The sequence below is a fragment of the Streptomyces sp. NPDC052910 genome, from assembly GCF_055585605.1.
On sequence record NZ_JBVJJR010000003.1, the window covers coordinates 775,244 to 800,932 of the forward strand.

Sequence of the window (25,689 nt, forward strand, 5' to 3'; positions counted from 1 at the left end):
TCGTGCGACCGATCCCGGGCCGGTCGGCACGCGGCGTTCCCGCTCGGTCCGCCGGGCGCGCGGGATATGTGGGGTGTGCGGGATGTATGGGGTGTGCGGGATGTCCCGGGTGCGCCGCGTTGTGGCTGTTGGCCGGAGTGGCTCCTTCCAGGCGTGACGGCCCGTGGGGCCGGGTGAGGTTCGGGGGTGGAGGCGGAGTGGTCTCCCTTCGGTATTTCGCGGCGATGCCGGCTGCCACGGCGGCGAGAAGCAGGGCAGTCGCGCACAGTGCGGTCACCGTGGCCGCGTCCGCGGTCAGTGCGAGGGCGGCACCGGCCCAGGCCGCGAGCGCCGGCACCATCAGTCGGAGGTCGGCGGGCTCGGCGGCCGGCCGGTGAAGGCGGGAGTCCGGTGCGCCGGGCGGATCCGTTCCGGGCGGCCGGAGGGCTTCTCTCATGGCTGGACCAGGGGGCGGAGATCGGAGAAGCGACGGGCTCCGATGCCGTTGACCTGGCGGAGGTCGGTCACGGAGCGGAAACCGCCGTGCTCGGTGCGGTAGTCGACGATGTGCTGCGCCAGGACCGGGCCCACCCCCGGCAGCGCGTCCAGTTGTTCCACCGTCGCCGCGTTGAGGCTGAGCGGTCCGTTCGCCCCCGTCCCTGCTGTGCTCCCCGCCGCCTTGGGATCGCTCGATGGCCCCGAACCCGGTGCGTTCGGGAGCGGGTTGGCCGGGCGGACGGTACCCGGAGGCGCTCCTACGAGGATCTGCTCGCCGTCCGTGAGCACGCGTGCCCGGTTGAGCCCGGTCATGTCGACGCCGGGGTTCGCGCCGCCCGCCGCTTCCAGCGCGTCGACGACACGGGAACCGGTCGGCAGTCGCTGGATGCCCGGGCGTCGCACCTTGCCGGAGACGTCCACGACCACTCCCCCGGCGCTCGGGCCCGGTACGCCGGGCATGCCGGCCGGGGTGTCCCGTCGGGCGGCGGCCGCCGGGGCCGGTGGCGGTGCGCCCGGTCGGGCGCGTGCTGATGGCAGGGACGCCGCCACCGGGGCCTCACGGGTGGGTGCCTGGACGGTCTTCGGTCTGCCCGTCCAGAAATGGAAGGCGGCGAAGAGACCTGCGACGGCGAGGACGATCGCGAGGGCGGCGAGGGTTCTCGGCTCGATACCGCAGCGGAGCTGGACCCAGAGGGGCAGCCTCTCCTGGAGCGCGAGGCGCCAGCGGGTGGTGCGCGGGAGCGAGCCCGGGGGGTCCCCCTCCCACGGCCGGGGGCGGGGTCGGGGCTGCGCGTCGGGGAGGGCGGTACGACTCGCCCCTGCCCGTGGCTGTTCCGTCGCCCCGACGTGTGCTCCCCGTCCCGGGCCCGTTCCTGCCCCGCAACCGCCGCGAACGCGGCGGGCCGGGCGGCCCGGCGGGCGGTCGTGGCGGGGGGAGCGGTCGCGGGTGGGACGGGGAGCGGCTTCTCGGAGGGTGACGACCTCGGGCGGGGGCTGCACCCCGGCCGGGGATGCCGCCCTCACCGGAGCTTCCGTTCCCGCCAGGGGTGCCGTTCTCGCCGGAGGTGCCGTTCCCGCCAGGGGCGCCGTTCTCGCAGGGCGCGCCGTTTTCATCGGCGCCGTCGGCCGCGTCGGTACCGCCGATTCCACCGTCGCCGTGGTCCCCTTCGGCGCCAAGGCCCCTCTCGGAGCAGCCGTCCCCATCGGAGCAGCGGTCCCTCTCGGAGCAGCGGTCTCCATCAGCGCCGAGGCGCGGTTTCGCAGGACGGTGTCCGGGGTGGGGGCGCTGGGGAGGGCTGTCGTGACCTCAAGTGCTGTCGTCGTCATGGGAGATGACGGTAGGGAGGGCAAACGCAGCTCGCTGATCTTGGGCAAAACCGGTGGGTCGCTGCGGAGTTGTGGATAACTTCGTCACTCGATCGATGGGCGTGGGGTGGCCGGGGGTTTGGGGGCAGTGGCCCCTGATGCGTGGCGGGTAGTGGGGAGTGCCCCGGACCCGCCCTTTCACCGTTTCTTCGGGGGCTCCGCCCCCATGCCCCGGCAGTGCGGCCGCACCGGCCCCCAGGGCAAGCAGGACGTCCCGCGTGAACGGATCGCCACTGGTCCGGCCCTGCCGCTCCTCCGCAGGCGCCCCCGACGACCCCTTGGTTGGGCCGGACAGGCGTCGCGGCCGTCCCGAACACCAAACATGCAAACGCCAAACAGACCGCGGGAACAACCGACAGCCTCTTCGTATCACCACCACGCAGCCCGGCGCGCCCCCGGCTACGGAACACCGGCGGCCGGACCCTCGTGGACCACCGCCGCCGCCCCCCCTACGGCCTCCTTTGGCCGGCCGACGAACACCAGCCAGACAACACCAGACAGACCGGAGAAACACTCCACACCACAACCGAGCGAACCTCCGCCCCGAGCCCGTACCCCCGGCACCTGACGCCCGACACCCGGTCCGCCGCCTCACCCCCAGCCGACGGACGAGCCGAACGCCGACGGGAGCGTTCCTCCGGAAATCCGTCGGCGGCCCCTACCGGGCCGACACCACTACGCCCAGCAGTCCCGGCCCCGTGTGTGCCCCGATCACCGCACCGACCTCGCTCACATGCAACTCGCCCAGGTTCGGCACCCGTTCGCGCAGGCGGTCGGCCAGCAAGGTCGCTCGGTCGGGGGCCGCGAGGTGGTGGACGGCGACGTCCACGGGGGTGGTTCCGGCGTGGGTGAGGGCGATGTCCTCCAGGCGGGCCACGGCCCGGGAGGCGGTGCGGACCTTCTCGCGCAGGTCGATGCGGCCGTCGACAAGTTGCAGCAGGGGCTTGACGGCCAGCGCCGAGCCCAGCAGGGCCTGGGCCGCACCGATACGGCCTCCTCTGCGCAGGTAGTCGAGGGTGTCGACGTAGAAGAAGGCGGCCGTGCCCGCCGCCCGCTTCTCGGCGGCGGCCACCGCCTCGTCCAACGTGCCGCCGGCCGCGGCCGTGTCGGCGGCGGCCAGGGCGCAGAAGCCGAGGGCCATCGCCACCATGCCGGTGTCCACGACCCGGACGGGGACGGGCGCCTCCCGCGCCGCGAGCAGCGCGGCGTCGTAGGTACCGGAGAACTCGGCGGACAGGTGGAGGGAGACCACGCCGTCGGCCCCGGATTCGGCCGCCGCGCGGTAGGCGGCGGCGAAGACCTCCGGGGTGGGCCGGGACGTCGTCACCGGCCTGCGCTTCTGCAGGGCGTGGGCGACCGAGCGGGCGGAGATCTCGGTGCCCTCTTCGAGGGCCGTGTCGCCCAGCACCACCGTCAGCGGCACGGACGTGATGCCGTGCCGCTCCATCGCCTGTTGAGGCAGGTAGGCCGTGGAATCGGTGACGATCGCGACATGGCGGGACATGAACCGGAGGTTACCCGCCCGGCGGCGGGGCAAGCAGCCCGGGCCGGGATGGTGATCGTTTCGGATCGCGGAGGCGGTCCCCGGTGCTCCCGTGGGTCAGCTCGTGCTCTCGGGGTGTCCGTTCTTCTGCCACTTCTCCCAGGGACGGGCGTCCTTCCGCCACATCTCCCGTCCCGCTATCGCCGGCCGCTCGGGCTCGGGTTTCGGCTCGGGTTTCGGCTCCGATTCCGATCCCGGTTCCGATCCCTGTGCCGACGGGGAAGCCTTGGGCGCCGCGCCACCCGCCGGTGCTCCGACGGCCGCTTCGGCGTCCGCCGCGTCCACCGGCGCCCAGTGGCGCAGCGCCCCCGCCTCCATCCGGATCTGCTCGCTGAGGTCCGCCAAGTCGTCGTCCGCGAACTGTCGCGCGCGGTCCTGGGCCGCCCAGCGCAGCGAGTCCGCCGCGTGCCGGATGCGCTCGATCCGCTCACGCATCTCGGGGAGGCTGGCGTCGATCCGGCTCCGGTTGGGCTCGGTCTCCAGCCGTCGCAGGTCGTCGTCCAGTTCGTGACCATGGGCGCTCAGGCGCTCGAAGAGGGCCAGGGACTCGGAGAGCGACGGGTCCTCGGGCGCGCGCAGACGCAGCGCCTCCTGCGTGGCCCGCATCGTCGTCCGCAGGGACAGCCGCAGTTGCGCCACCTCGCCGGCGGCTCCCGGCGCGGTGTACTGCCGGGCCTTGAGACGGGTGTCCTCCACCGTGCGCCGGGCCTGGGTCACCGTCCGGTCCACCCCGCGTTTGACGGCCTTCACCGTCCGGACCGCCGCGACCACGGCGAGCGCGACGAGGACCGCGAAGATCAGAGCGATGATCACGGCCGCGGCTTCCATGGGCACTCCTCGACGGGCTCGGGAACGGACCGGCAGGCCGGCCGGCGGACGGACCGACGATCGGACCGGTGGACGGACCGACGGTCGGGCCGACGGGCGAGAAGGCGGACGGGCCCGGCGGCAGGCCGGCCGACGGCTCCCTCCGACCGGTTCACGGGTTCATGAGGCACCTCTCCACGGTAAACGGCGCGGGCAGGTCGTGGGTTCCAACGGAACCCCCAACCTGCCCGTAGGGGAAAACCCCGATGCCGTGCGTCCGGCGCGCGAGGAAAGCCGGACGGCCCGGCGCGGCCCACCCCCTCGGCCCCACAACCTAGGGCCTCGCACCGAAGGCCCCGCACCGGCGGCCTCCCACCCGGGCCCACCCGGGGCCCGCCCGGATCACCCCTGCCCGGCGCCCGAATCATCCCCGGCCCGGCAGCCCGCCCGGCTCCACCGGGCCCGGGCATCCGCTCCCACCGCACCGGAGTCCCTTGGCGCCGTGACCCCGTCTCTCCTGGTTCCCGTTATACCGAGGCCCGTCAGGCCGAGGTCCCGTCAGACCAAGGTCTCGTCAGGCCGGGATCCCGTCAGACCGAGACCCCGTCACGCCGAGACCCCATTACCCCGAGACCCCACTGCCCCGAGACCTCAGCACCCCGAGACCCCACTACGCCGGAACGATGTTCACCAGCTTCGGCGCCCGCACGATCACCTTGCGGATGCCCGCCCCGCCCAGTGCCGCGACCACGGCCGGGTCGGCCAGCGCCACCCGCTCCAGTTCCTCCTCGGAGATCGAGGGAGCGACCTCCAGCCGCGCCTTGACCTTGCCCTTGATCTGGACGACGCAGGTCACGGCCTCGTCGACCAGGTAGGCGGGGTCGGCCACCGGGAAGTCCCGGTGCACGACCGACTCGGAGTGACCCAGCCGGCGCCACAGTTCCTCGGCGATGTGCGGGGCCAGCGGCGCCATCAGCAGCACCAGCCGCTCCGCGACCGAGCGCGGCACCTCGTTCAGCTTGGTGACGTGGTTGTTCAGCTCGGTGATCTTGGCGATGGCGGTGTTGAAGCGCAGGTTGGCCATGTCCTGGCCGACGCCATCGATCGTCTTGTGCAGGATCCGCAGCGTCGCCTCGTCCGGCTCGGCGTCGACGACGGTGACCTCACCGGTGCTCTCGTCGACCACGTTGCGCCACAGGCGCTGCAGCAGCCGGTACTGGCCGATGACGGCGCGGGTGTCCCAGGGGCGGGAGACGTCCAGGGGGCCCATCGCCATCTCGTACAGGCGCAGGGTGTCGGCGCCGTACTCGGCGCAGATCTCGTCCGGCGTGACGGCGTTCTTCAGGGACTTGCCCATCTTGCCCAGCAGCCGGGAGACCTTCTCGCCCTGGTACCAGTAGGCGCCGTCGCGCTCCTCGACCTCGGTGGCCGGCACGGCGATGCCGCGCGCGTCGCGGTAGACGTACGCCTGGATCATGCCCTGGTTGTACAGCTTGTGGAACGGCTCGGCGGACGAGACGTGTCCCAGGTCGAACAGCACCTTGGACCAGAAGCGGGCGTACAGCAGGTGCAGCACCGCGTGCTCGGCGCCGCCGACGTACAGGTCGACACCGCCGTGCGGCTTGTCCTCGCGCGGACCCATCCAGTAGCGCTCGGCCTCGGGCGAGACCAGCCGCTCGCTGTTGCGCGGGTCCAGGTAGCGCAGCTCGTACCAGCAGGAACCGGCCCAGTTGGGCATGGTGTTGGTCTCGCGGCGGTAGCGCTTCACGCCGTCGCCCAGGTCCAGCTCGACGTTGACCCAGTCCGCGTTGCGGGACAGCGGGGTCTCCGGCTCGGTGTCCGCGTCGTCCGGCTCGAAGGTGCGCGGGGCGTAGTCCTCGACCTCGGGCAGCTCCAGCGGCAGCATCGACTCGGGCAGCGCGTGGGCGACGCCGTCCTCGTCGTAGACGATCGGGAAGGGCTCGCCCCAGTAGCGCTGGCGGCTGAACAGCCAGTCGCGCAGCCGGAAGTTGACCGTGCCCTCGCCGATGCCCCGCTCGGTCAGCCAGGCCGCCATGCGGGCCTTGGCCTCGGGCACGACCAGCCCGTCCAGGGAGATGTCGGGCCCGGTCGAGTCGATGATCTCGGCGTCGTACGAGTCGAAGGCGTCGGCCCACTCCGCGGGGTCGGTGCCCCGGTCGTCCGACGGCTTGACGACGCAGCGCATGGGCAGGCCGAAGGCGCGGGCGAAGGCGAAGTCGCGGCTGTCGTGCGCGGGGACGGCCATGATGGCGCCGGTGCCGTAGCCCATCAGGACGTAGTCGGCGACGAAGACGGGGATCCGGTCGCCGCTCACCGGGTTGACGGCGTAGGCGCCGGTGAAGACGCCGGTCTTCTCCTTGGCGTCGGCCTGCCGCTCGACGTCCGACTTGGCGGCGGCCTCCTTGCGGTAGGCGGCGACGGCCTCGGCCGGGGTGGCGTGCCCGCCGGTCCAGTCCGCGTGGGCGCCCTCGGGCCAGGCGGCCGGGACGATCGGGTCGTCACCGGTGACCAGCGGGTGCTCGGGCGCCAGCACCAGGTAGGTGGCGCCGAACAGGGTGTCGTGGCGGGTGGTGAAGACGGTGGCCTTCGCCTCGGGACGGCCGTCGACGGCGAAGTCGACGTGGGCGCCCTCGCTGCGGCCGATCCAGTTGCGCTGCTGCAGCTTGATGGCCTCGGGCCAGTCCAGCGCGTCCAGGTCGTCCAGCAGGCGGTCCGCGTAGGCGGTGATGCGCATGTTCCACTGGCGCAGCTTGGACTTGAAGACGGGGAAGTTGCCGCGCTCGGAGCGGCCGTCGGCGGTGACCTCCTCGTTGGCCAGCACGGTGCCCAGGCCCGGGCACCAGTTGACGGGCGCGTCGGAGGCGTAGGCCAGGCGGTACTCGCCCAGCACGTCGGCGCGCTCGGCGGCGCTCAGCTCATTCCAGGAGCGCCTGTCGGGCAGGGAGCGCTCCCCGCTCTCGAACTGCGCCACCAGCTCGGCGATCGGCCGGGCCTTCTTCGCGTCCTCGTCGAACCACGCGTTGAAGATCTGCAGGAAGATCCACTGCGTCCACTTGTAGTACTCGGGGTCGATCGTCGCGAACGACCGCCGCTTGTCGTGGCCCAGGCCCAGGCGGCGCAGTTGCGCCTTCATGTTCTCCATGTTGGCCTCGGTGGACACCCGCGGGTGGGTGCCGGTCTGCACCGCGTACTGCTCGGCGGGCAGGCCGAAGGCGTCGAAGCCCAGGGTGTGCAGGACGTTGTGGCCGGTCATCCGGTGGTACCGGGCGGTCACGTCCGTCGCGATGTAGCCCAGCGGGTGGCCGACGTGCAGGCCCGCGCCCGAGGGGTACGGGAACATGTCCATGATGAACTTGCGCGGCCGGGCCACGACCTCGGGGTCACCGGCCAGCTCGCCGTCCGGGTTGGGCGCCTCGTACGTCCCGTCGGCGTCCCAGAAGTCCTGCCAGCGTGCCTCGATGTCGGCGGCCAGCGCGGCCGTGTAGCGGTGCGGGGCAGCCACCTCGGCGGCGGTAGTGGTCTCGCTCATCGTCCTCAAAGCTCCATCGATCGTCGTCTCTGCCTGCGGTCGCGTTACGGTCCCCGGCTCTCCGACGGAGTCCGGAAACGAAAAATCCCCTCGCACAGGAGGGGACGCCGCGCCGATGCCGACCTGACCGGTCGGGATTGATCAGCGCGGCTCGCTAAGCAGGAGGCGTACGGCACGCATGGAGTCAGGTTACCGCAGGGGCCCCTAGGCCCGCACAGAGCCCGGGGACCGGTGCGGCGGGCCTCAGCGGCCTTCGAAGCGGGCCGGGCGCCGCCACCGCCAGGATGACGGCGCCCCGTCCCGGTCAGGCCGGCCGCCGCCACCAGGACCACGGCGCCCGGTCCAGGTCAGGCGCCGCCCCCGCCAGGACGACGGCGCCCGGTCCCGGTCAGCGCCGGTGCCCCGGCACGTACGACGTCACGTAGTCACGCCCCGGCGAGCCCACGCCGGTGACGTCGTCGTAGCCGACGGTCGCCGACAGCGAGCCGTCGTCGCCCATGCTGCGCAGCGACACGGTGGTGCCGCCCTTGGCGTCGACGCCGTTGACGAAGTCGACCCGGACGTTGCCGATGCCCTGTCCCCTGCCCAGCGGGTGGTCGGTCACGTCGTGGTAGGCGGCCGTGCCGTAGCGGTCGTAGATGCCCGGGTTGGCGAAGCCGATCGGCACGCCGTGCCGGGCCTGCTGGGCCAGTGCCTGCACACCGGCGATCACGGGTGCGGCGAGCGAGGTGCCGCCGATGCGGTACTCGCCGTACTTCACGGACTTGTCCGGGAAGGTCTGCGTCTGGCCGACCAGGAAGCCGGTGGTGGAGTCGGCGACCGCCGCGATGTCCGGTCCGACGCGCATCGGCTTGGCCGCGCCGCCGGCCTTGGCGAGCGCGTCGGGGACGACGCCGCGCTGGTAGTACGGCTGCTCGAAGATCTTGCTGGTGCCGCCGCCGGCCCCGCCGGTGAACTCGCCCGGGAAGCCGCTCCAGGTGCGCCCGTCCTTCGACAGCGGCGCCTTGTGGGTGCCCCAGCCGGTCTCCCACAGGTAGCGGTCGCCCTTGCCGACGGCCAGCGAGGTGCCGCCGACGGAGGTCGCCCACGGCGAGTTGGCGGGGGTGTCGACCGTCTTCTCGCCGTGCTTGTGGCTGTTGTCGCCGTCATCGCCGGACGAGAAGTAGAAGCCGATGCCCTCGACGGCGCCCTGCTGGAAGACGTGGTCGTAGGCGGCTGCGACGTCCGGCGTCTCGTGGGTCTCGATGTCGCTCCAGGAGTTGGAGACGATGTCGGCCAGCCGGTTGTCGACGATCTTGTGCAGGGAGTCGATCAGGTCGTCGTCCTGGCAGGAGGCGCCGGCCACGTAGACGATGTCCGACTCGGGGGCCACCGCGTGCACGGCCTCGATGTCGAGGGTCTCCTCGCCGTACCAGCCGGCCGCGTCGCACTCGTCGGGCGAGCCGTGCTTCCAGTCGGCGGGCAGCACCTGCGAGAACTGGCCCTTGCGGTACGCCTTGTCGCCGTTGCGCTTCGCGTACTGCTCGATGTCCTTGGCGATCGTCGGCGAGGCGTACGCGTCGGTGATCGCGACGGTGACGCCCTTGCCGGTGAAGTTCCCGGCGCCGTACGCGGCGCGGAGCTGTTTGCCGGTGTAGCCCTTGATCGCGTACGGGGCGTGGCCGCCGTAGGCCGACGGCAGGCTCTTGTTCACGTTCGAGCCGTAGTACGTCGAGAACGGGCCGGAGTTGACGAAGGCGGCGCTCGGGCCGGGCAGGGTCTCGTCGCGGTGGGCGCGGCGCGGGGCGTCGTCGAGGCCGACGACGGTGAGGACCGCGCCGTGCAGCGAGGCGGGGACGGAGGCCGTCGAGGACGGCGCGTGGTACGTCCGGCCGTCCTTGGCGTAGTCGTGCAGTCGGGTGCCGAAGGCCTTCTCGACCGCCCCGGCGTCACCGGTGACGGTGACGTAGTGCTCGTTGGTGCCGGTCACCTTGAGGCCCGCGGACTTCAGCCATCCGGTGACCTCGGCTATCTGACCTCCGGTCGGGCCGAAACGATCCTTCGCCTGGCGGGCCGTCAGGTACTTGCCGTAGGCGGCGGACCGGGGGTCGGAGACGGCCCGGGCGTACGCGGCGAGCCCCCTGGCGTCCCGGCCGGCGAGGTAGACGCGGGCGGCGACGGCCCGCTTCGCCGAGGTGGTGCCCCGGTCGGCGGCGGCCGTGGCCCACTCGGGCTTGGTACCGGCCAGGGACTGGCGGCCGTGCGGTCCGCTGTCGGCACCGGCGGCGGGCGCGCCGAGCGCCAGCGCTCCGGCCACCAGGGGCAGCGCGGCGGCCAGGGCCAGGCCCGCGCGTGCTCCGGAACGGCGAGATCTCATAAAACCCCCTGCGATGCGATGAGTCGCGTGTGGTCGCGTGTGACGGCCGCGTCGGAAGCGGCGTGCACACGGCACGTCACTCTTTCGGCGAACGGTTCATGCAGGGGGCATGTGTTCGCCAACAAGCGGACAAGGAACGGTCATGAACATGCAAGAACGCATGGCGCCGAGGCAAGAACGCATGGCGCCGAGCGAAAACGCGCACAAGCGGAAGGCGGCACAACGAGAAGCGGGCCGCCCTTTCGGACGACCCGCTCATCTTCTGTGGAGCTAAGGAGAATTGAACTCCTGACCTCCTGCATGCCATGCAGGCGCTCTACCAACTGAGCTATAGCCCCTTGTTCTCTTGTTCGCCGCCCGGGCTTTCCCACCGTTTCCGGCCGGTTCCCCCTGGCGACATCGACTACATTACACGGCCCCCCCTGCCATCTGCCAAATCGGTGGTTCTCCCGGTCGGTTTCGCCCGATTTGCCCGGCGCTCCACCGGGCCGCCCGGCCGTCATCCGACCGCCGGGCGGCCCTCAAGCGGCCCGTGCCCCGCTTTCACGCGGTGGCGAACGAGTAGAACCGCTTGAGAGCGCAGTGCTCGTCGAGCAGCCGCCCGTAGATCGGCTCCCCTTCCAGTTCCCGGTAGGTCTCGATGGGGTCGCCTTTTATGATCAGCGCCCGTGCGCACTCGACGCACCAGTACTGGTAGTCGGCGTTGATCGGTTCCATGTCGCGAACGATGGGCGTCCCGCTGCCGCACCAGTCGCATTTCCGGCTGTGTGCACCCATTCACTCAGCTCCAGCTATGGCCGCAGGCCGTGCAGACGTACGAAACACCGCCGTTGTCGCCGAGCACCTGGGCCACATGAGCGGAGCCACAAGCCGGGCACTGGAGGGCGGTCACTCCGGGAATCCGGGGGAATCCGGGAGACCCGAACGGTCGGGCGGATCCGGGAAGGACGTCGGTCGTCGCGAACACGCACCCCGGCATGTCAGCTTCCCTCCCCTTCACCCCGTCCGCGCCCGGCCGTCCGATTCTGCCACGGGGACGGGGTCCGGGTCAGCGCCCCCGACGGGGCAGAGCCGTCCCCACCGCGGCCACCGCCGTCCCCGCCAGCGCCAGCGAGGTGATCCACACCCCGTGCGCCGAGGAGGTCGCCCCTCCGCCGTCGGCCTCGGCGAGGTGGACGGCGCCGTAGACGGCCACCCCGGTCACCAGACCGAGCTGGCTGGTGGTGGTGAGCAGCCCGCCGGCGTCCGCGGCGTGCTCCGGCCGCACCCCCGCCAGCGTACGGCCGAGCGTCGGGCTGAAGGCGAGGCCGAGCCCGCCACCGCCGCCGAACAGCACCGCGTACAGCCACAGGCCGCCGTCCCCGCCGTCCCGCAGGACGAGCCCGGTGCCCGCGAAGGAGACCGCCGCCAGCAGCAGCCCGGCCGTGGGCAGGGCGCCGTGCCACCGTTCGGGAAGCCGGCGCCAGTTGAGGCCGACGCCGCCGAAGGCCACCGCCGTGGGCAGGAAGGTCAGTCCGGTGCGCAGCGGCCCGAAGCCCAGCCCGCTCTGCAGGTGCAGGGAGAGGGTCAGGAGGACGCCGGCGTTCATCGCCATGGTGAGCCCGATCCGCACCACCGCCCGCGGCATCCCCGGCGCCCACAGCACCGCGGGCGCGATCAGCGGCGCCCCGCCGCGGCGGGCCAGCCGTGACTCGTACCCGGCGAAGACCACCGCGAGCGCGGCGCAGAGCCCGAACGACAGCCAGGTCCACAGCGGCCAGCCCTGCTGCTCGCCCAGCACCATCGGCACCGTGAAACACATGACCGCCGCCGCGAGGAGCACCAGGCCCGGCAGGTCGAGCGCCCGCGTGCGCTCCCCGGCGCATGACGCGTCGCGAGGCATCAGCCGGGCTCCCAGCAGCAACAGGATCAGGCCGATCGGCACGTTGACCAGGAAGACCGGCCGCCAGCTCCAGTCGAACAGGTCCGCGTCCACCAGCAGACCGCCGACGATCATCCCGACCGCGGCACCGGAGGCGATCACGGCCGAGAAGAGGCCGAGCGCCCGCGCCCGCGCCGCTCCGGCGTAGGTGCGCTGGATCAGGCTCAGCACCTGCGGCAGCATCACGGCGGCGCCGGCGCCCTGGACGAACCGGAAGACGATCAGCGTGCCGGTGCCGCCGGCCACTCCGCAGAGCAGCGAGGCCAGGGTGAACAGGGCCAGTCCCGCGAGGAAGGCTCTCCGGTAGCCGTGGCGGGCGCCGAGCCGGGCACCGGTGATCAGCAGCACCGCGTAACCGATCGTGTAACCGGCCACGACCAGTTGCAGCCCGGCGCCCGACGCGTGCAGCTCGGACCGGATGGTCGCGGTGGCGACGTTGACCACGAACGAGTCGAGGATCGCCATGAACTGGCCGAGCAGCACGATCAGCAGCAGCCAGCCGGGCCGCACGGGCCTGCCGGTACGGCCGTCGGCGGCCGCGCCGTCGGCACGGTCGGCGCCGACGGCGTTGTCAGTGGGATCCGCTTCACTGGGAGCGGGGACGGACGAAGTCCGGGGGGACGGGATCGTGGACATGCGTACAGGCTGGGTTCGCACGGGTACGGGTGGTGAGAGCCCGCCGACGCTATTACCGACGGCACCTGGCGACGCTCCGCCCCCGCGACGACCATGGGGGGCGTGACGACGATGGCGACACTGAACGGACGCAGGCGAACGGAGCTGGCCGCCTTCCTGCGCGGCCGGCGGGCCAGGGTGAGACCGGCCGACGTGGGCTTCCCCGAGGGCCTGCGCCGGCGCACCCCCGGCCTCCGGCGCGAGGAGGTGGCACAGCTCTCCGGGGTCGGCATCACCTGGTACACCTGGCTGGAGCAGGGCCGCCCGATCAACGCCAGCGTGCAGGTGCTGGACGCCATCGCCCGGACACTGCGCCTGGACGAGAACGAGCGCGAGCACCTCTACCAGTTGGCCGAAGTCCCGTACGCGCCGCGGCGGGTGGCCGACGCGGACACGGTCGACCCGGCGGTGCAGGCCGTCGTGGACGCCCTCGGCCCGAACCCGGCGGTCGTCTACAACGCCCGTTACGACGTGCTGGCCACCAACGCGCCCTACCGCGCCCTCTTCCCGCTGGTGTACCTGACGGCGGACTGGAAGGCCAACGTCCTCTGGCAGCTCTTCACCCGCCCCGAGTGCTGCAGCCCGGTGGTGAACCGCGAGGAGGAACTGCCGCTGCTGGTGGCCACGTTCCGCGGCGCGTACGGGCGGCACGTCGGCGAGCCGGCCTGGGAGGAGTTCCTGCGGCTGCTCATCACGTCCAGTGAGGAGTTCCGCCGGCTCTGGGAGGCCGGGGACGTCGTCCCGCCGGGCCGCCGGACGAAGGTCATGCGGCACCCCTCGGTGGGCGAGCTCCGGCTGGTCTCCACCTCGCTCTCGCCGGCCGAGGCCCCCGAGACGCGCGTCGTGGTCTACACCCCGGAGGACGCGGAGACCGCCCGTCTCCTGGCCTCGCTGGCCGCGCTGGAGGATCCGCTGGTCGGCTGCCCGGAGCACGGGATGCGGCTGTCGGAGATACGCGACCGGCTGGCGGAGAAGGAGCCGCAGCGGGTTCCGTGACCCCCAGGTGCCCGTCATCGCGGTACGGTTCGCCGACGCGACGCACGGGAGCGGGCGGTACGGCCCGAGGGGGAAGAAGGACATGCGCCGATCGGTGACGGCGGGCAGGGGACGGCGTTACGGGGCCGCGGCGATCGACGGCGCGTTCGCCCTCCTGTTCGGCCTGGTCGCGGGGGTCGGGTACGTGGTCATGGGCCCGGGCCGGACCGGGCACCTGTCCCCGCCGGGGGCTGCAGCCGCCTTCCTGGCCGGCGCCCTCCTGTGGTCCGCCCTCAACCAGGTGCTCTTCGTCCTGGCCTCCGGCGGCAGCGTGGGAAAGCTGATGCTGGGGCTCCGGGTGGTCCGCGCCGCGGATGACGGCCGCCCCCGGCCGCACCAGGCGCTGGGGCGTTGGCTGGGCGGCCTGCTGTGGGGGGTGACCGTACTGCCTCTCGCCTGGGTCCTCGGCGGCAGCGACGCGGAGCCCCAGGACTTCGCGGGGCTGCGCGTCGTCCGGGAGTGAAGCCCCCGGCCACGCCTCGGCCGGCCTTCTCCGGAGGGGCGGCCGGGCCCGTCAAAGCAAAGATCCCGCCCGGTCTTTCCGACCGGACGGGATCCCTTTTCTGTGGAGCTAAGGAGAATTGAACTCCTGACCTCCTGCATGCCATGCAGGCGCTCTACCAACTGAGCTATAGCCCCGCTGTTCTCGGCTCCCCCGGAGGTTTTCCCCCGCGTTCCCCGCGAACAAGAAGAACTTTAGCCTGCCACCTGCCCGAATGGGAAATCGGGCCCGGTGGCCGGCCCCCACCCCGGAACGAGGGCCTCCGGCAGGGGTCAGTCGTCGTCGCCGAGGACCGGCTCCGGCAGGGTGCCCGCGTTGTGCTCCAGCAGCCGCCAGCCGCGCGCGCCCTCGCCCAGGACGGACCAGCAGCAGTTGCTGAGCCCGCCGAGCGCCTCCCAGGAGAGCGGGTCCAGCCCGAGCAGCCGCCCGATCGTGGTGCGGATGGTGCCGCCGTGGCTGACGACGACGAGCGTGCCGCCGTCCGGCAACCGGTCCGCGTGGGCCAGGACGACGGGCGCCGCCCGCTCGGCGACCTCGGTCTCCAGCTCGCCGCCGCCACGCCGCACGGGCTCGCCGCGCTTCCAGGCCGCGTACTGATCGCCGTACCGCTCGCTGATCTCCTCGTGCGTCAGGCCCTGCCAGGCCCCGGCGTACGTCTCCCGCAGCCCGGGATCATGGGTGATCTCCAGGCCGGTGAGCGCCGCCAGCTCGGCGGCGGTGCCGGCGGCGCGCCGGAGGTCGGAGGCGACGACGGCGTCCGGCTTCATCGCCGCCAGCAACCGGGCCGCCCGGCGCGCCTGGGCGACGCCGGTCTCCGTCAGCTCGATGTCCGTGGTGCCCTGGAAGCGGCGCTCCACGTTCCAGGCCGTCTGGCCGTGCCGCCACAGGACGATGCGGCGGCCCCGGCCGCCTCCCCTGCTGCCGTTCAGCTCAGCTCACCGTCCCGCGCGTCGGCGGCCTCCTGGGCGCGGGCGTGCTCGGCGGCCTTGCCCCGGGTGGCGACCGCGTCGGCGGGCAGCTCCATCTCGGGGCAGTCCTTCCACAGCCGCTCCAGGGCGTAGAAGACGCGCTCCTCGCTGTGCTGGACGTGCACGACGATGTCCATGTAGTCCAGGAGCACCCAGCGCGCGTCGCGGTCGCCCTCGCGCCGGACCGGCTTGGCGCCCAGCTCCTTGAGCAGCCGCTCCTCGATCTCGTCGACGATCGACTTGACCTGGCGGTCGTTGGGGGCCGAGGCCAGCAGGAAGGCGTCGGTGATCGACAGCACATCGCTGACGTCGTAGGCGACGATGTCGTGCGCGAGCTTGTCGGCGGCGGCCTGGGCGGCGGCCTGAATGAGCTGTGCGGAGCGGTCCGTGGCGGTCACTGGCCATGCTTTCGGTAGGGGGTGGGTACGCCCTCAAGGGTCTCACGACCCGCCGCGGCCCCTCCGGGGCTTTTCGGCGCCCGCCCCCGCACCCGCCCCGCACCCGTGCCGGCGCCCCCTCCGGCGCCGGTCAGCCCTTGTAGTTCCGGCCCAGCACCACGGTCACGTCCGCGTTGGCCGCGACGTCCGCCGGCCGCCCCTTCCGTACCGCGCCGGCCGGCAGCCCCAGCGTCTTGGCGACCTCCCGGGCGTCCGCCGCCCGCTTGTCGTCCGCGTAGTAGACGGCGGAGGAGCCGGCCGGGGCGGCCGTGCCCGCGTCGAGGTAGGTGTAGCCGCCGTTGACGAGGGCGACCCGGGCCGCCCCGGCGCCGGTCGCGCCGCCTGTGGCGTTCTTCACGCTGACCCGCGGCGTCGTACCGGCGCCCGCGCTCCCGACGGCGCCGCCGAGCACCTCCTTGACCACGCCGTCCGCCTCCTCCCCGCCGAGGGTGCCGTCCGGCCGCACGGGCAGCACGGTGGTGCGGTACGCGCCCGCCTTGGCGCGGGCCGCCAGTTGGGCCAGGGAGGCGCCGAGCTGGGGGACGGAGAGCGACGGGTCGGGGATCTGCGCCAGCGCCTCGACCGTGGTGGTCGCGGCCTTCGGGTCGGTGGACATCTTCTTCAGGACGGCCTGCATGACCTGCCCGAACCGGTTGAGCTGCCGTTCGGGGGCCTCCCCCGGCACCCGGTGGATGGCGTAGGCGACGGCCGCCTGGCCGTTGAGGCTCTGACCGGCACCCCGGCGCACCAGCGGTTCGTCTCCCGGCTTGGCGCCGGGGACGTCGGCGTCGGCGTCCACCGACACACCGCCGATCAGTTGGACGAGGTTCTCCAGGTACGGGGTGTCCAGCCGCCAGCTTCCCTTGATCTGCGAGCCGAGCAGAGTGTTCAGGGCGTCACGGGTGCCCCCGGTGCCCGCCTCCTGGACCGACTTGCCGAGGGTCGTGGCCCCGCCGCCCTCCTTGGCGACGGCGAGCGAGTTGGGCAGCAGGACGGCGGTGGCCTTCCTGGTCGTCGCGTTGTCGACGAGCAGGGCCGTCGAGCTCCCGCCGCCCTTGGTCTGCCGCAGGTGGACGACGATGACGTCGCGCTTCTGGCCGCCGCCGGCCGCCGTGCCGCCGTCCTTCCCGTCGCCGCCCGTGAGGAAGAGGTAGCCGAGCACCCCGCCCAGGGCCAGCACGGCCGCCACGGCCAGCGCGACGTAGCGGTTGCGGCCCCGGCGCTTGCGCTCGTCCCGGCGCTCGGTCCGGCTCTCGCTGAACTTCAGCCAGTCGATGACGTCCTCGGCGTCCTCGTCCGGCGCCTCGACGAAGGAGAACTGCTCGGTGTGGTACGCCGGGGCCGCCGGCTCGTCGTCCGGCGCGTGCCGCGGCTCGGGGACGGTTCCGGCCGGTGCCGCGGTCTCCGCGCCGCCGGGGGCGTCCGCCCGGCCGGCACGGTCGGCATGGTCGGCCTGCCGGGGGATCCACTCCTGGGGCCGGTCCGCCGTGGGGGCCTGGTCGGCCGCCGGGGACGGAGCCTGGGGATGTGCGGCCGGAGCCTGGGCCTGTACCCGCACGTGCCCCTGGAGGGGCTGTCCCTGCTGGTCCCCCACGCCGTACGCCTGCTGCTGGTACGACGGGTACTCCTGCGCCTGCTGGTACCCGCTCGTCTGGCCATCGGCGGCGTACGGGTCGTAGCCGTAGCCCAGGTCGTACCCCTGCGGCCGGCCACCGCCCGCTCCCAGGCCGTCCGCCTGCTGCCCGCCGTCGAGTCCGGCGAGCGGTCTGCCGTAGGCGTCGTACGCCATCCGCGGGTCGTCGGGGTGGTGCACCGGACTGCCGTAGGCGTCGTAGCCGTACACCTGCGGCTGCTGTCCGTACGGATCCCGGCCGTACGCGTCCCGGAGGTGGGGATCGTGCACGTGGGGATCGTGCGCGTACGGGTCCTGGCGGTCGTTCAACGGTGCCCCTCGATGGCGCTGGAGCCGGTTCGGCCGGTTGTCAGCCGTCGTGACGGTACAGCTTGCGCTTGGCGATGTAGCGCACGACACCGTCCGGCACCAGATACCAGACGGGCTCGCCCTCCGCCACGCGCGCGCGGCAGTCGGACGAGGAGATGGCGAGGGCCGGGACCTCGACGAACGAGACCCGGTCGTCCGGCAGCCCCGGGTTGGCCAGTATGTGCCCGGGGCGGGTGACGCCGATGAAGTGGGCGAGGGAGAACAACTCGTCCGTGTTGTGCCAGGTGAGGATCTGCGCGAGCGCGTCCGCGCCGGTGATGAAGAACAGGTCCGCGTCGTCGTTGAGGGCGCGCAGGTCCCGGAGCGTGTCGACGGTGTACGTCGGTCCCCCGCGGTCGATGTCGATCCGGCTGACCGAGAACTGCGGGTTGGACGCCGTGGCGATGACCGTCATCAGGTAGCGGTCCTCGGCCGGGGACACCGCCTTGTGGCTCTTCTGCCAGGGGTGGCCGGTCGGGACGAACACCACCTCGTCCAGGTGGAACTGCGAAGCGACCTCACTCGCGGCGACCAGGTGGCCGTGGTGGACCGGATCGAACGTCCCGCCCATGACGCCGAGCCGCCGCTTCGCGGGCTCTGTCTGCTCTTCCATGCGTGCAGACCCTACTGGGCACGGCGGTACGCCGGCCCCGCGGGGAGTGCGCCCCGGCCGGTCAGCGGTCCCGGTTGAAACGCGTGGTCACGTAGAGCAGGAGGAGCAGGATGAAGAGCGCGGAGCCGCCGGTGACGTAGGGGCTCAGGCTCTCGTGGGTGTCGACGTGCTCGCTCTCGGAAGCGAACGTGACCAGGGCCGAGTGGGCTGAGGTGAGGGACATCGTCGGCAGGACCTCTCCGGAGACGATCGGTGGGAGACTTCCGCCACATCGTATGCGGAGGCGGTCGTCGCGCTCACGCCGACTCCGCGCGGCGGTCCGGTCGGGGCGGCGGGCCGGGGCTCAGCCCTTCCCGCGGTACCCGCGGAGGAGCAGCCAGGCGGTGAGCGGCACGCCGATCAGGGCGACGATGACGACCGTGCGCAGCACCGGCCCCGGTCCCTGATCGTGGGCGGAGACGGCCAGCGGCCCGGTGAACGCCGGGGAGGCCGCGAGGTGGGTGAAACCCTGGAGAGCGGACATGCCCTCCACGGTAGCCCTGTCGGTGGCAGCGCCTAGGGTGGGGTCCGTCAGCCGGGGGACGGGCCACGATCGAGCCCAGTTGAGGGGGTCGCCATGAGTGACAGCAACGCCGCGAACGGCTCCGGCCGCGCGGAGGGGGACGGGGAGGGGCGCGCACCGGGCCGCGACCGGAGGCGTTTCCCGGACATCTCGTCCCGGGCGTACGAACACCCGGCGGACCGTTCCGCCCTGGTCGCCCTGCGCAAGCTGAGCGGTTTCGACACCGTCTTCAAGGCCCTGAGCGGCCTGCTGCCGGAGCGCAGCCTGCGGCTGCTGTTCCTGTCCGACTCGGTGCGGGTGGGCGACCGGCAGTTCCCGCACCTGCACACCATGCTCCTGGACGCCTGTTACATCCTCGACCTGCCCAAGGTCCCGCCGATGTACGTCACGCAGGACCCGCAGCCCAACGCCATGTGCGTCGGCCTGGACGAGCCGGTCATCGTGGTGACGACGGGCCTGGTCGAGCTGCTGGACGAGGAGGAGATGCGGGCGGTCGTGGGCCACGAGGTGGGTCACGCCCTGTCGGGCCACTCGGTCTACCGGACGATCCTGCTGTTCCTCACCAACTTCGCGCTGAAGGTGGCCTGGATCCCGCTGGGCGGCATAGCGGTCACCGCGATCGTGACGGCGCTGCGCGAGTGGTTCCGCAAGTCGGAGCTGTCGGCGGACCGGGCCGGGCTGCTGGTGGGCCAGGATCTCCAGGCGTCGCTGCGCGGCCTGATGAAGCTGGCGGGCGGCAACCACCTGCACGAGATGAACGTGGACGCCTTCCTCGCCCAGGCCGAGGAGTACGAGGCGGGCGGCGATCTGCGGGACTCCGTCCTGAAGATCATGAACGTGCTGCCGCGCAGCCACCCGTTCGCCACCGTGCGGGCGGCCGAGCTCAAGCGCTGGGCGGAGAGCCGCGATTTCCAACGCCTCATGGACGGCCACTACCCGCGGCGCGCGGAGGACAAGGACGCCTCGGTGTCCGATTCCTTCCGCGACTCGGCCAACCACTACGCGGAGTCCGTGCGGTCGAGCAAGGACCCGCTGATGGGGCTGGTGCGGGACATCGCGGGCGGGGCCAACGACCTGGGCGGCCGGCTGCGGGACACCTTCACCGGGCGCTCCGGCTCCGCCGGCCGGCCGAAGGACGGCCCGCGGGACGAGCCCCGGGACGCACCGCGCGACGGGGAGCCGAAGGGCTGACGGAAGCCGGAGGGCTGACCGGAAGCCGGAGGACTCGGCAGGGAGCCGCCGTAGGGCCGCCGGCCCGGCGTCGCCCGATCAGCGTCCCGCCGGGGCCAGGGCTTCCGGCGCCAGTACGCCGCAGAGCCCGCCCGCCGGCCGGCCCGTCGCGTACGGGTCGGTGACGGGCTGCCGGCCGCCGTCGGCCGTGCGGCCGGCCAGGACGGGCCGCAGGTAGGCCGCGTCGTCCGCGCCGCAGGACTCCGGCCCCGCCTCGACGGTGCTCTGGAGCACCTGGAGGTGGTGGTCCTGGAGGTCGTCCCGGTCGAAGCGGAAGCGGATGATCCGGCGGACGGTGAACAGCGAGGTGTCCGCCGCCCCCGCCTTCGCCGGCCCGGCCGCCGCCGGGCGGACCGCGTAGACGAAGGTGTGGTCGGCGGAGACCTCCAGCGCGGCCGGGGAGACCTCGGTGAGGGAGAAGGCGCCCTGGACGCGGGCGGGGGCGTCGTCCACGGCCACCTGGGCTGGGTCGAAGCGGACCAGCCAGCCGGTGATCGCGTGCCGCCCGTCGTCCGCCGGCCGGTCGAAGCTGCGGTCGTACTGGTCCTGCTGCGCGGGCGCGAGCAGGGGGCGCACGGCCCGTCCGTCGCCGCCGCCGAGCACGTCCCGGTCCAGCGCGGACTTGACGGTGTACTCCTTGGCGGTGGCCAGGGCGGCCATCACCAGCCCCTCGGAGAAGTTCTGGGTGCGCCGCACGGCGGGCAGTGTGACGCCCTCGGCGCCCTCCCCGAAGTGCCGGGCCGGACTGCCGGCGAACAGTCGCTCCGCGGCACCGCCGGGCACCGTGCCGCGCGGGGCGAGCGGTATGACGGTGGTCTGCAGCGGCTCGGCGGACGGCGGCCGGGGCTCCTTGTAGGGGTGGCGCAGACCCATGTAGACGGCCGTGCCGAAGGCCAGCGCGATCAGCAGGACGAGGAGCAGCAACTGGCGCGAGGCGCCGAGCCGGGCCCAGGCGTGCCGCGTGCGCACGGCCGGGGCGTGATCGCCCAGCCGCTCCCGGGCCGAGAACTCCTGGAGGCGGGCAGCCCGGACGAACGATTCGTCGAAGACGACCGACCGGTACTCTTCGTCACCACCTCCCGGGGCACCCTCGGGCGTCCCCTCAGGCGGGTCTCCAGGCCCTTCCATACCTCAAGGGTAGGTCGCCGGGCCCTTCCGTAAACGCGCTGGTACACGACAACTTCCGGCGCGGGCCCCCGGACGCGCCGCCCGGGCCCGTCAGACGCCGGCAAAGAATGTCGTCGCAGGTCACCCCGGCCATGATCACCCAGGGTGACGAGGACGCTCCGGCGGTCAGCCGTGCCGCGGCGCCGCCGGGGCCGTGGCCGCGGACGCCGCCGAGGCGACGGGAGCGCCCGGGTCCGCCACGGCGTCCGGCCGGTCCGCGTGCGGCAGGGCTCCCTGCCGCCGCGGCGGCGCGTCCACCCCGGTGGTGGCGGGCGGCGGGGCGGGGTTCCGCCGGTCTCCGGAGGACGCCCCCCGGTAGACCGCCGCGAAGGCCAGGGCCACCGCGCCGATGCCCAGCAGGACGCAGAGCAGCCAGGCCACCGGTCGATACCAGCGCGGCCGGCCCCGGTAGGGCCCGCGCCGGCTGCCGTAGCGGCCGTAGGGCCCGTAGGCGTCGTCCGGATCCAGGTCGTGGGTGAGCGTCCGCCAGGCGCCCGGTCCGCCGCCGGTGCGGCGGCGGGTCCGTCCGCCGGCGCGCCGTCCGTACGCGTCGCGGCCCTCGTACCCGTCGTCCTCGCCCGGTCCGCCGCCCGAGCGGGCCCGGGCGGCGAGCACGCGCTCGGCCGCGCTGGGCTCGTGCACCACGGCGGCCCGCACGAACTCCTCGTCGAAGACCACCGCGGCGAACTCGTCCTCGCCTCCGCGGTGGTGGCTGTCGGGCTCCTCGCCGTCCGGGAACGGCCTGCCCCCCACGTCGTCCGGCACGCCCCCAGCGTAGACCCGAAGCGGTCAATCCGCGCGGGCGGTACGGGAATTAGGGCCGCCGCACCCGCGCGGCACCCGGCCCGTCACCGCCCCCGCCGCAGGTCAGCCCCGGATGTGCCCGTCACCCGTGACGATGTACTTGGTCGAGGTGAGCTCGGGCAGTCCCATCGGGCCGCGCGCGTGCAGCTTCTGGGTGGAGATGCCGATCTCCGCGCCGAAGCCGAACTGGCCGCCGTCCGTGAACCGTGTGGACGCGTTCACCGCGACCGTCGTGGAATCCACCAATCGGGTGAAGCGCCTGGCCGCCTGCTGTGAGGTGGTGACGATCGCCTCGGTGTGTCCGGAGGACCACCGCCGGATGTGCCGCACGGCGTCGTCCAGCGAGTCCACCACCGCGGCCGCGATGTCGTAGGAGAGGTACTCGGTCGCCCAGTCCTCCTCCGTGGCGGGCACCACCGTCGCCTTCGTCCCGCCGGCCAGCGCCCGCACCCGCTCGTCGGCGTGCACCGTCACCCCGGCCTCGGCCAGCGCGTCCAGCGCGGCCGGAAGCAGCCGCCCGGCGATGTCCCGGTGGACGAGGAGGGTCTCGGCGGCGTTGCAGACGCTGACGCGGTGCGCCTTGGAGTTGACGAGCACCCGGACGGCCGTGTCGAGGTCGGCCTCGGCGTCCACGTAGACGTGGCAGTTGCCGGTGCCCGTCTCGATCACCGGGACGGTGGACTCCTCGACGACGGTCCTGATCAGCGAGGCGCCGCCGCGCGGGATCAGCACGTCGACCAGGCCGCGGGCGCGCATCAGCTCCCGGACGGACTCCCGGCTCTCCCCCGGCACCAGTTGCACGGCGTCCGCCGGCAGCCCCGTACCCGCGACGGCCTCGCGCACCACGGCCACCAGGGCGGTGTTCGACGCGTACGCCGAGGAGGAGCCGCGCAGCAGGACCGCGTTGCCGGACTTCAGGCAGAGGGCGGCGGCGTCCACCGTCACGTTCGGCCGGGCCTCGTAGACGATCCCGACCACGCCGAGCGGCACCCGGACCTGCCGCAGGTCGATGCCGTTGGGCAGGGTGGAGCCGCGCACCACCTCGCCGACCGGGTCGGGCAGGCCGGCGACGCTGCGCACGTCCGCGGCGATGGCCCGGACGCGCTCCGGCGTGAGGGTCAGCCGGTCGACGACACCCTCGGCCGTGCCGGCGGCGCGGGCCCGCGCGACGTCCTCGGCGTTGGCGGCCACGATCTCGTCGGTCCGGGCCTCCAGGGCGTCGGCGACGGCGAGCAGCGCCGTGTCCTTGGCCGCGCGTGGCAGCGGCGCGAGCTCGGCGGCGGCGGTACGGGCACGGACCGCGGCACGGAGCACGGGGGACTCGGGGAGGGGGCCGGAGGTGGGGGTGTCGCTGCTCATGGGGACGCAGCTTAGTTGCGCCGGACGCCGCCCCGCGCGGACCGTTCACCCCTCGGACGCCCCCGGGGCCCGCGCCCGCCGCCGGTCAGAACGGGTGCACCCCCACCGGGGCGGCCGGCAGCGGTCCGCAGCCCTCCGCCACCCGCTGGTGGTACGTCTCGCGGTCGATGACCTCCAGCCCGACGATCTCCCACGGCGGCAGCCGGGCCGTGGAGCGGTGCTCGCCCCAGAGCCGCAGGGCGACGGCGGCCGCGTCGTGCAGGTCGCGGGCCTCCTCCCAGTACCGGATCTCGGCGTGGTCGTTGGCGTAGCGGCTGGTGAGGAGGAAGGGGTGGTCGTGGGCGAGCTGCTCCAGCGCCCGCCGGACCTCGCCCAGCGGCGCCTCGGCCCCCGAGACGCTGAGGGTGACGTGCCACAGCCGGGACCCGCCGCTCGCACCCGCCGGCGCGCCGTCCGGCCGGTCCGTGCCGGTGTCCTCCCCCGTGCCGTGCGCCCCGACGCTGGTCAGGACGGGCTCCTCCCCCGCGGCCCGCGGGATGCGGGAGACCGATCCCCCACCTCGGGGCGGGGCCCCTGGGCGCCCTCGTCTCACCGGCGGCCTCCCTGTCTGGCCGGTCCCGTGCGCGTCCGCGACGGAGCCGAGTCGTGCTGGTTCTCCCGCGCGCCGGTTCCTCCCCGTCCGGGACGCCGCCCGCCCGCGGCGGCCCCTTCCGGTACGACCCGGCCCCGGGTCCGGTACGGCCCCTGAGCCCGGCGCGGACCCGGCACTCAAGAGTTGACCAGCCCGCGGACGGCCACGGGGTGGTTTTGCGGAAAGGCCGGAGGAAAGGCTGGACTTACCTCGGGACAGCCCTCCGCACGTGCCCGGATGCCGTACCTTTTCCCGCTACTGCCCGCGGCGGCCGCTCCCACACCCCCGTGACGCACCCACGGCTTCCCCGGCGGCACACCGGCCGCTTCGCTGACGGCCGTCAGAGGAACGGGACGGCGTACGGGCGCGGCACCGGCCGGGGCACCGCGCTGAGCGGCGGGACGCCTCAGGGCCGCAGGACGACCAGATCGTCGCGGTGCACGACCTCGCGCTCGTAGCCGGGCCCGAGCTCGCGGGCCAGGTCCCGGGTGGAGCGGCCGAGCAGGCGGGGGATCTCCGCCGCGTCGTAGGCGACCAGCCCGCGGGCCACCGCGCGCCCCGCGCCGTCCCGCAGCTCGACCGGGTCACCGGCGCTGAACTCGCCCTCGACGGCCGCGATGCCCGCCGGCAGCAGCGAGCCGGTGCCCTGGACCACCGCGCGCACCGCGCCGTCGTCCAGCGTGAGCGCGCCGCGCGGGGCGGAGGCGTGGGCCAGCCACAGCAGCCGGTCGGCGGAGCGGCGGCCGGTGCGGTGGAAGAGGGTGCCGGTGGGGCGGCCGAGCAGGGCGTCGGCGGCGTGGCTGGCGGAGGTGAGGACGACCGGGATGCCCGCGGCGGCGGCGATCCGGGCAGCCTCGACCTTGGTGACCATGCCGCCGGTGCCGACGCCGGCCTTGCCGGCGCTGCCGATGGAGATCCCCTCCAGGTCCCGGGGCCCGGTGACCTCGGCGATCCGCGAGGTGCCCGGGATGCTGGGGTCGCCGTCGTAGAGGCCGTCCACGTCGGAGAGGAGAACGAGCAGGTCGGCGCGGACGAGGTGGGCGACGAGGGCGGCGAGCCGGTCGTTGTCGCCGAACCGGATCTCGTCTGTGGCCACCGTGTCGTTCTCGTTGACGACCGGGACGGCGCCCATGGCCAGCAGTTGGTCCAGGGTGCGGCGGGCGTTGCGGTAGTGCGCGCGCCGGCTGGTGTCGTCGGTGGTCAGCAGGACCTGTCCGACGCGGCGGCCGTAGCGCGCGAAGGACGCGGTGTAACGGGCGACGAGCAGCCCCTGGCCGACGCTGGCGGCGGCCTGCTGGCGGGCGAGGTCCTTCGGCCGCCGGTCGAGGCCGAGCGGGGCGAGGCCGGCGGCGATGGCACCGGACGAGACCAGCACGATCTCCCGGCCGCCCGCTTGGCCGGGCGTGCCGCCCAGGACCCGAGCCAGGACGTCGACGAGCGCGTCAACCCGGTCGGCGTCCAGTCCCCCGCCCGCGGTGGTGAGAGAGGACGAGCCCACCTTGACCACGATCCTGCGGGCGCCGGTGACCTCCGGCCGGATCCCTCCGTCCGCTCCGGTCGCCGTCTCCTCCGCCGTCCCTGCCCGCACTGTGCTCCGCACCTCTGCTCTCGCCCGCCGACGCCGTGCCGGCGCGGCCCGTCTCCCGCTGGGAGCGGCCAATCTACCGTCTGACGATTGTGGTCGTTCGACCCTATTTTGTGACGGT

Annotated in this window: 22 protein-coding genes and 2 tRNA genes; 3 read left to right on the plus strand and 21 right to left on the minus strand. The window is 73.5% G+C overall.

Annotated elements, in window-relative coordinates; translation table 11 throughout:
- Positions 1-432 precede the first annotated feature (432 nt).
- The 9 genes from ACZ6X9_RS14505 to ACZ6X9_RS14545 all read right to left on the minus strand — a co-directional run bounded on the left by ACZ6X9_RS14505 (position 433) and on the right by ACZ6X9_RS14545 (position 12,655).
- On the minus strand, positions 433-936 hold the full coding sequence (locus ACZ6X9_RS14505) for a ComEA family DNA-binding protein (protein WP_469778318.1): 504 nt from the start codon (positions 934-936) through the stop codon (positions 433-435).
- Between the two features lie 1,564 nt (positions 937-2,500).
- Positions 2,501-3,346 carry a DegV family protein gene (locus ACZ6X9_RS14510; RefSeq protein ID WP_469778319.1) on the minus strand — a complete coding sequence of 282 codons (846 nt, stop codon included), beginning with the start codon at positions 3,344-3,346 and terminating at the stop codon, positions 2,501-2,503.
- 96 nt (positions 3,347-3,442) lie between these two features.
- Positions 3,443-4,213, minus strand: coding sequence for a hypothetical protein (locus tag ACZ6X9_RS14515; protein WP_469778320.1), 771 nt, complete (start codon positions 4,211-4,213; stop codon positions 3,443-3,445).
- Positions 4,214-4,862: 649 nt separating this feature from the next.
- Positions 4,863-7,742 carry a leucine--tRNA ligase gene (gene leuS, locus ACZ6X9_RS14520; protein WP_469778321.1) on the minus strand — a complete coding sequence of 960 codons (2,880 nt, stop codon included), beginning with the start codon at positions 7,740-7,742 and terminating at the stop codon, positions 4,863-4,865.
- A gap of 388 nt (positions 7,743-8,130) precedes the next feature.
- Positions 8,131-10,098 carry a S53 family peptidase gene (locus ACZ6X9_RS14525; protein ID WP_469778322.1) on the minus strand — a complete coding sequence of 656 codons (1,968 nt, stop codon included), beginning with the start codon at positions 10,096-10,098 and terminating at the stop codon, positions 8,131-8,133.
- Positions 10,099-10,363: 265 nt separating this feature from the next.
- A tRNA-Ala gene (locus ACZ6X9_RS14530) sits at positions 10,364-10,436 on the minus strand.
- A 205-nt stretch (positions 10,437-10,641) separates the two neighbouring features.
- Positions 10,642-10,875 carry a hypothetical protein gene (locus ACZ6X9_RS14535; RefSeq protein WP_004944425.1) on the minus strand — a complete coding sequence of 78 codons (234 nt, stop codon included), beginning with the start codon at positions 10,873-10,875 and terminating at the stop codon, positions 10,642-10,644.
- Positions 10,876-10,879: 4 nt separating this feature from the next.
- Positions 10,880-11,077 (minus strand): hypothetical protein, encoded by a 198-nt coding sequence (locus tag ACZ6X9_RS14540; protein WP_469778323.1) that lies wholly within the window; start codon positions 11,075-11,077, stop codon positions 10,880-10,882.
- A 69-nt stretch (positions 11,078-11,146) separates the two neighbouring features.
- Positions 11,147-12,655, minus strand: coding sequence for an MFS transporter (locus tag ACZ6X9_RS14545; RefSeq protein WP_469778324.1), 1,509 nt, complete (start codon positions 12,653-12,655; stop codon positions 11,147-11,149).
- Between the two features lie 93 nt (positions 12,656-12,748).
- Here ACZ6X9_RS14545 and ACZ6X9_RS14550 point away from each other — a divergent pair, with 93 nt between their 5' ends.
- Together ACZ6X9_RS14550 and ACZ6X9_RS14555 are read left to right on the plus strand one after the other, a co-directional pair.
- Positions 12,749-13,690: a helix-turn-helix transcriptional regulator gene (locus ACZ6X9_RS14550; RefSeq protein WP_469778325.1), complete on the plus strand. Its 942-nt coding sequence runs from the start codon at positions 12,749-12,751 to the stop codon at positions 13,688-13,690.
- Positions 13,691-13,772: 82 nt separating this feature from the next.
- Positions 13,773-14,192: an RDD family protein gene (locus ACZ6X9_RS14555; protein ID WP_469778326.1), complete on the plus strand. Its 420-nt coding sequence runs from the start codon at positions 13,773-13,775 to the stop codon at positions 14,190-14,192.
- A 103-nt stretch (positions 14,193-14,295) separates the two neighbouring features.
- Here ACZ6X9_RS14555 and ACZ6X9_RS14560 read toward each other — a convergent pair.
- From ACZ6X9_RS14560 to ACZ6X9_RS14590, 7 genes are all read right to left on the minus strand, one after another.
- Positions 14,296-14,368: transfer RNA gene (locus ACZ6X9_RS14560), tRNA-Ala, on the minus strand.
- A gap of 135 nt (positions 14,369-14,503) precedes the next feature.
- Positions 14,504-15,160: a histidine phosphatase family protein gene (locus ACZ6X9_RS14565; RefSeq protein WP_469778655.1), complete on the minus strand. Its 657-nt coding sequence runs from the start codon at positions 15,158-15,160 to the stop codon at positions 14,504-14,506.
- A complete protein-coding gene (gene rsfS / locus ACZ6X9_RS14570; protein WP_469778327.1) occupies positions 15,157-15,597 on the minus strand; it encodes a ribosome silencing factor in 441 nt (146 codons plus the stop codon). The genes ACZ6X9_RS14565 and rsfS overlap by 4 nt, the downstream gene beginning before the upstream one ends.
- A gap of 130 nt (positions 15,598-15,727) precedes the next feature.
- Positions 15,728-17,539 carry an LCP family protein gene (locus ACZ6X9_RS14575; protein WP_469778328.1) on the minus strand — a complete coding sequence of 604 codons (1,812 nt, stop codon included), beginning with the start codon at positions 17,537-17,539 and terminating at the stop codon, positions 15,728-15,730.
- A 79-nt stretch (positions 17,540-17,618) separates the two neighbouring features.
- The gene (nadD, locus tag ACZ6X9_RS14580) at positions 17,619-18,230 is read right to left on the minus strand and encodes a nicotinate-nucleotide adenylyltransferase (protein WP_040889678.1); all 612 of its coding nucleotides are present in this window, start codon (positions 18,228-18,230) and stop codon (positions 17,619-17,621) included.
- Positions 18,231-18,291: 61 nt separating this feature from the next.
- Positions 18,292-18,453 carry a hypothetical protein gene (locus tag ACZ6X9_RS14585; protein ID WP_469778329.1) on the minus strand — a complete coding sequence of 54 codons (162 nt, stop codon included), beginning with the start codon at positions 18,451-18,453 and terminating at the stop codon, positions 18,292-18,294.
- A 120-nt stretch (positions 18,454-18,573) separates the two neighbouring features.
- Complete coding sequence (locus tag ACZ6X9_RS14590; protein ID WP_469778330.1) at positions 18,574-18,753, minus strand: hypothetical protein; 180 nt, start codon at positions 18,751-18,753, stop codon at positions 18,574-18,576.
- A gap of 93 nt (positions 18,754-18,846) precedes the next feature.
- On the opposite strand from ACZ6X9_RS14590, the gene ACZ6X9_RS14595 reads away from it, so the two are divergent.
- A complete protein-coding gene (locus ACZ6X9_RS14595; protein WP_469778331.1) occupies positions 18,847-19,983 on the plus strand; it encodes a M48 family metallopeptidase in 1,137 nt (378 codons plus the stop codon).
- A 78-nt stretch (positions 19,984-20,061) separates the two neighbouring features.
- On the opposite strand, the gene ACZ6X9_RS14600 is transcribed toward ACZ6X9_RS14595, so the two are convergent.
- From ACZ6X9_RS14600 to proB, 5 genes are all read right to left on the minus strand, one after another.
- Positions 20,062-21,150: an SCO2583 family membrane protein gene (locus tag ACZ6X9_RS14600; protein ID WP_469778332.1), complete on the minus strand. Its 1,089-nt coding sequence runs from the start codon at positions 21,148-21,150 to the stop codon at positions 20,062-20,064.
- 165 nt (positions 21,151-21,315) lie between these two features.
- On the minus strand, positions 21,316-21,954 hold the full coding sequence (locus tag ACZ6X9_RS14605; RefSeq protein ID WP_469778333.1) for an SCO2584 family spore wall biosynthesis protein: 639 nt from the start codon (positions 21,952-21,954) through the stop codon (positions 21,316-21,318).
- A 102-nt stretch (positions 21,955-22,056) separates the two neighbouring features.
- Positions 22,057-23,352 carry a glutamate-5-semialdehyde dehydrogenase gene (locus ACZ6X9_RS14610; protein WP_469778334.1) on the minus strand — a complete coding sequence of 432 codons (1,296 nt, stop codon included), beginning with the start codon at positions 23,350-23,352 and terminating at the stop codon, positions 22,057-22,059.
- 85 nt (positions 23,353-23,437) lie between these two features.
- Entirely contained in the window at positions 23,438-23,944 is a 507-nt protein-coding gene (locus tag ACZ6X9_RS14615) for a hypothetical protein (RefSeq protein WP_469778335.1), read from the minus strand.
- A gap of 445 nt (positions 23,945-24,389) precedes the next feature.
- A complete protein-coding gene (gene proB, locus ACZ6X9_RS14620; RefSeq protein ID WP_469778336.1) occupies positions 24,390-25,571 on the minus strand; it encodes a glutamate 5-kinase in 1,182 nt (393 codons plus the stop codon).
- Positions 25,572-25,689: the final 118 nt, after the last annotated feature.

What these genes read in the sequence shown, in the direction of transcription:
- ACZ6X9_RS14505 (WP_469778318.1), bottom strand. Translation starts at nt 936, where the DNA reads ATGCCCGGCGTACCGGGCCCGAGCGCCGGGGGAGTGGTCGTGGACGTC.
- ACZ6X9_RS14510 (WP_469778319.1), bottom strand. Translation starts at nt 3,346, where the DNA reads ATGTCCCGCCATGTCGCGATCGTCACCGATTCCACGGCCTACCTGCCT.
- ACZ6X9_RS14515 (WP_469778320.1), bottom strand. Translation starts at nt 4,213, where the DNA reads ATGGAAGCCGCGGCCGTGATCATCGCTCTGATCTTCGCGGTCCTCGTC.
- leuS (WP_469778321.1), bottom strand. Translation starts at nt 7,742, where the DNA reads ATGAGCGAGACCACTACCGCCGCCGAGGTGGCTGCCCCGCACCGCTAC.
- ACZ6X9_RS14525 (WP_469778322.1), bottom strand. Translation starts at nt 10,098, where the DNA reads ATGAGATCTCGCCGTTCCGGAGCACGCGCGGGCCTGGCCCTGGCCGCC.
- ACZ6X9_RS14535 (WP_004944425.1), bottom strand. Translation starts at nt 10,875, where the DNA reads ATGGGTGCACACAGCCGGAAATGCGACTGGTGCGGCAGCGGGACGCCC.
- ACZ6X9_RS14540 (WP_469778323.1), bottom strand. Translation starts at nt 11,077, where the DNA reads ATGCCGGGGTGCGTGTTCGCGACGACCGACGTCCTTCCCGGATCCGCC.
- ACZ6X9_RS14545 (WP_469778324.1), bottom strand. Translation starts at nt 12,655, where the DNA reads ATGTCCACGATCCCGTCCCCCCGGACTTCGTCCGTCCCCGCTCCCAGT.
- ACZ6X9_RS14550 (WP_469778325.1), top strand. Translation starts at nt 12,749, where the DNA reads ATGGGGGGCGTGACGACGATGGCGACACTGAACGGACGCAGGCGAACG.
- ACZ6X9_RS14555 (WP_469778326.1), top strand. Translation starts at nt 13,773, where the DNA reads ATGCGCCGATCGGTGACGGCGGGCAGGGGACGGCGTTACGGGGCCGCG.
- nadD (WP_040889678.1), bottom strand. Translation starts at nt 18,230, where the DNA reads ATGGAAGAGCAGACAGAGCCCGCGAAGCGGCGGCTCGGCGTCATGGGC.
- ACZ6X9_RS14585 (WP_469778329.1), bottom strand. Translation starts at nt 18,453, where the DNA reads ATGTCCCTCACCTCAGCCCACTCGGCCCTGGTCACGTTCGCTTCCGAG.
- ACZ6X9_RS14590 (WP_469778330.1), bottom strand. Translation starts at nt 18,753, where the DNA reads ATGTCCGCTCTCCAGGGTTTCACCCACCTCGCGGCCTCCCCGGCGTTC.
- ACZ6X9_RS14595 (WP_469778331.1), top strand. Translation starts at nt 18,847, where the DNA reads ATGAGTGACAGCAACGCCGCGAACGGCTCCGGCCGCGCGGAGGGGGAC.
- ACZ6X9_RS14600 (WP_469778332.1), bottom strand. Translation starts at nt 21,150, where the DNA reads ATGGAAGGGCCTGGAGACCCGCCTGAGGGGACGCCCGAGGGTGCCCCG.
- ACZ6X9_RS14610 (WP_469778334.1), bottom strand. Translation starts at nt 23,352, where the DNA reads ATGAGCAGCGACACCCCCACCTCCGGCCCCCTCCCCGAGTCCCCCGTG.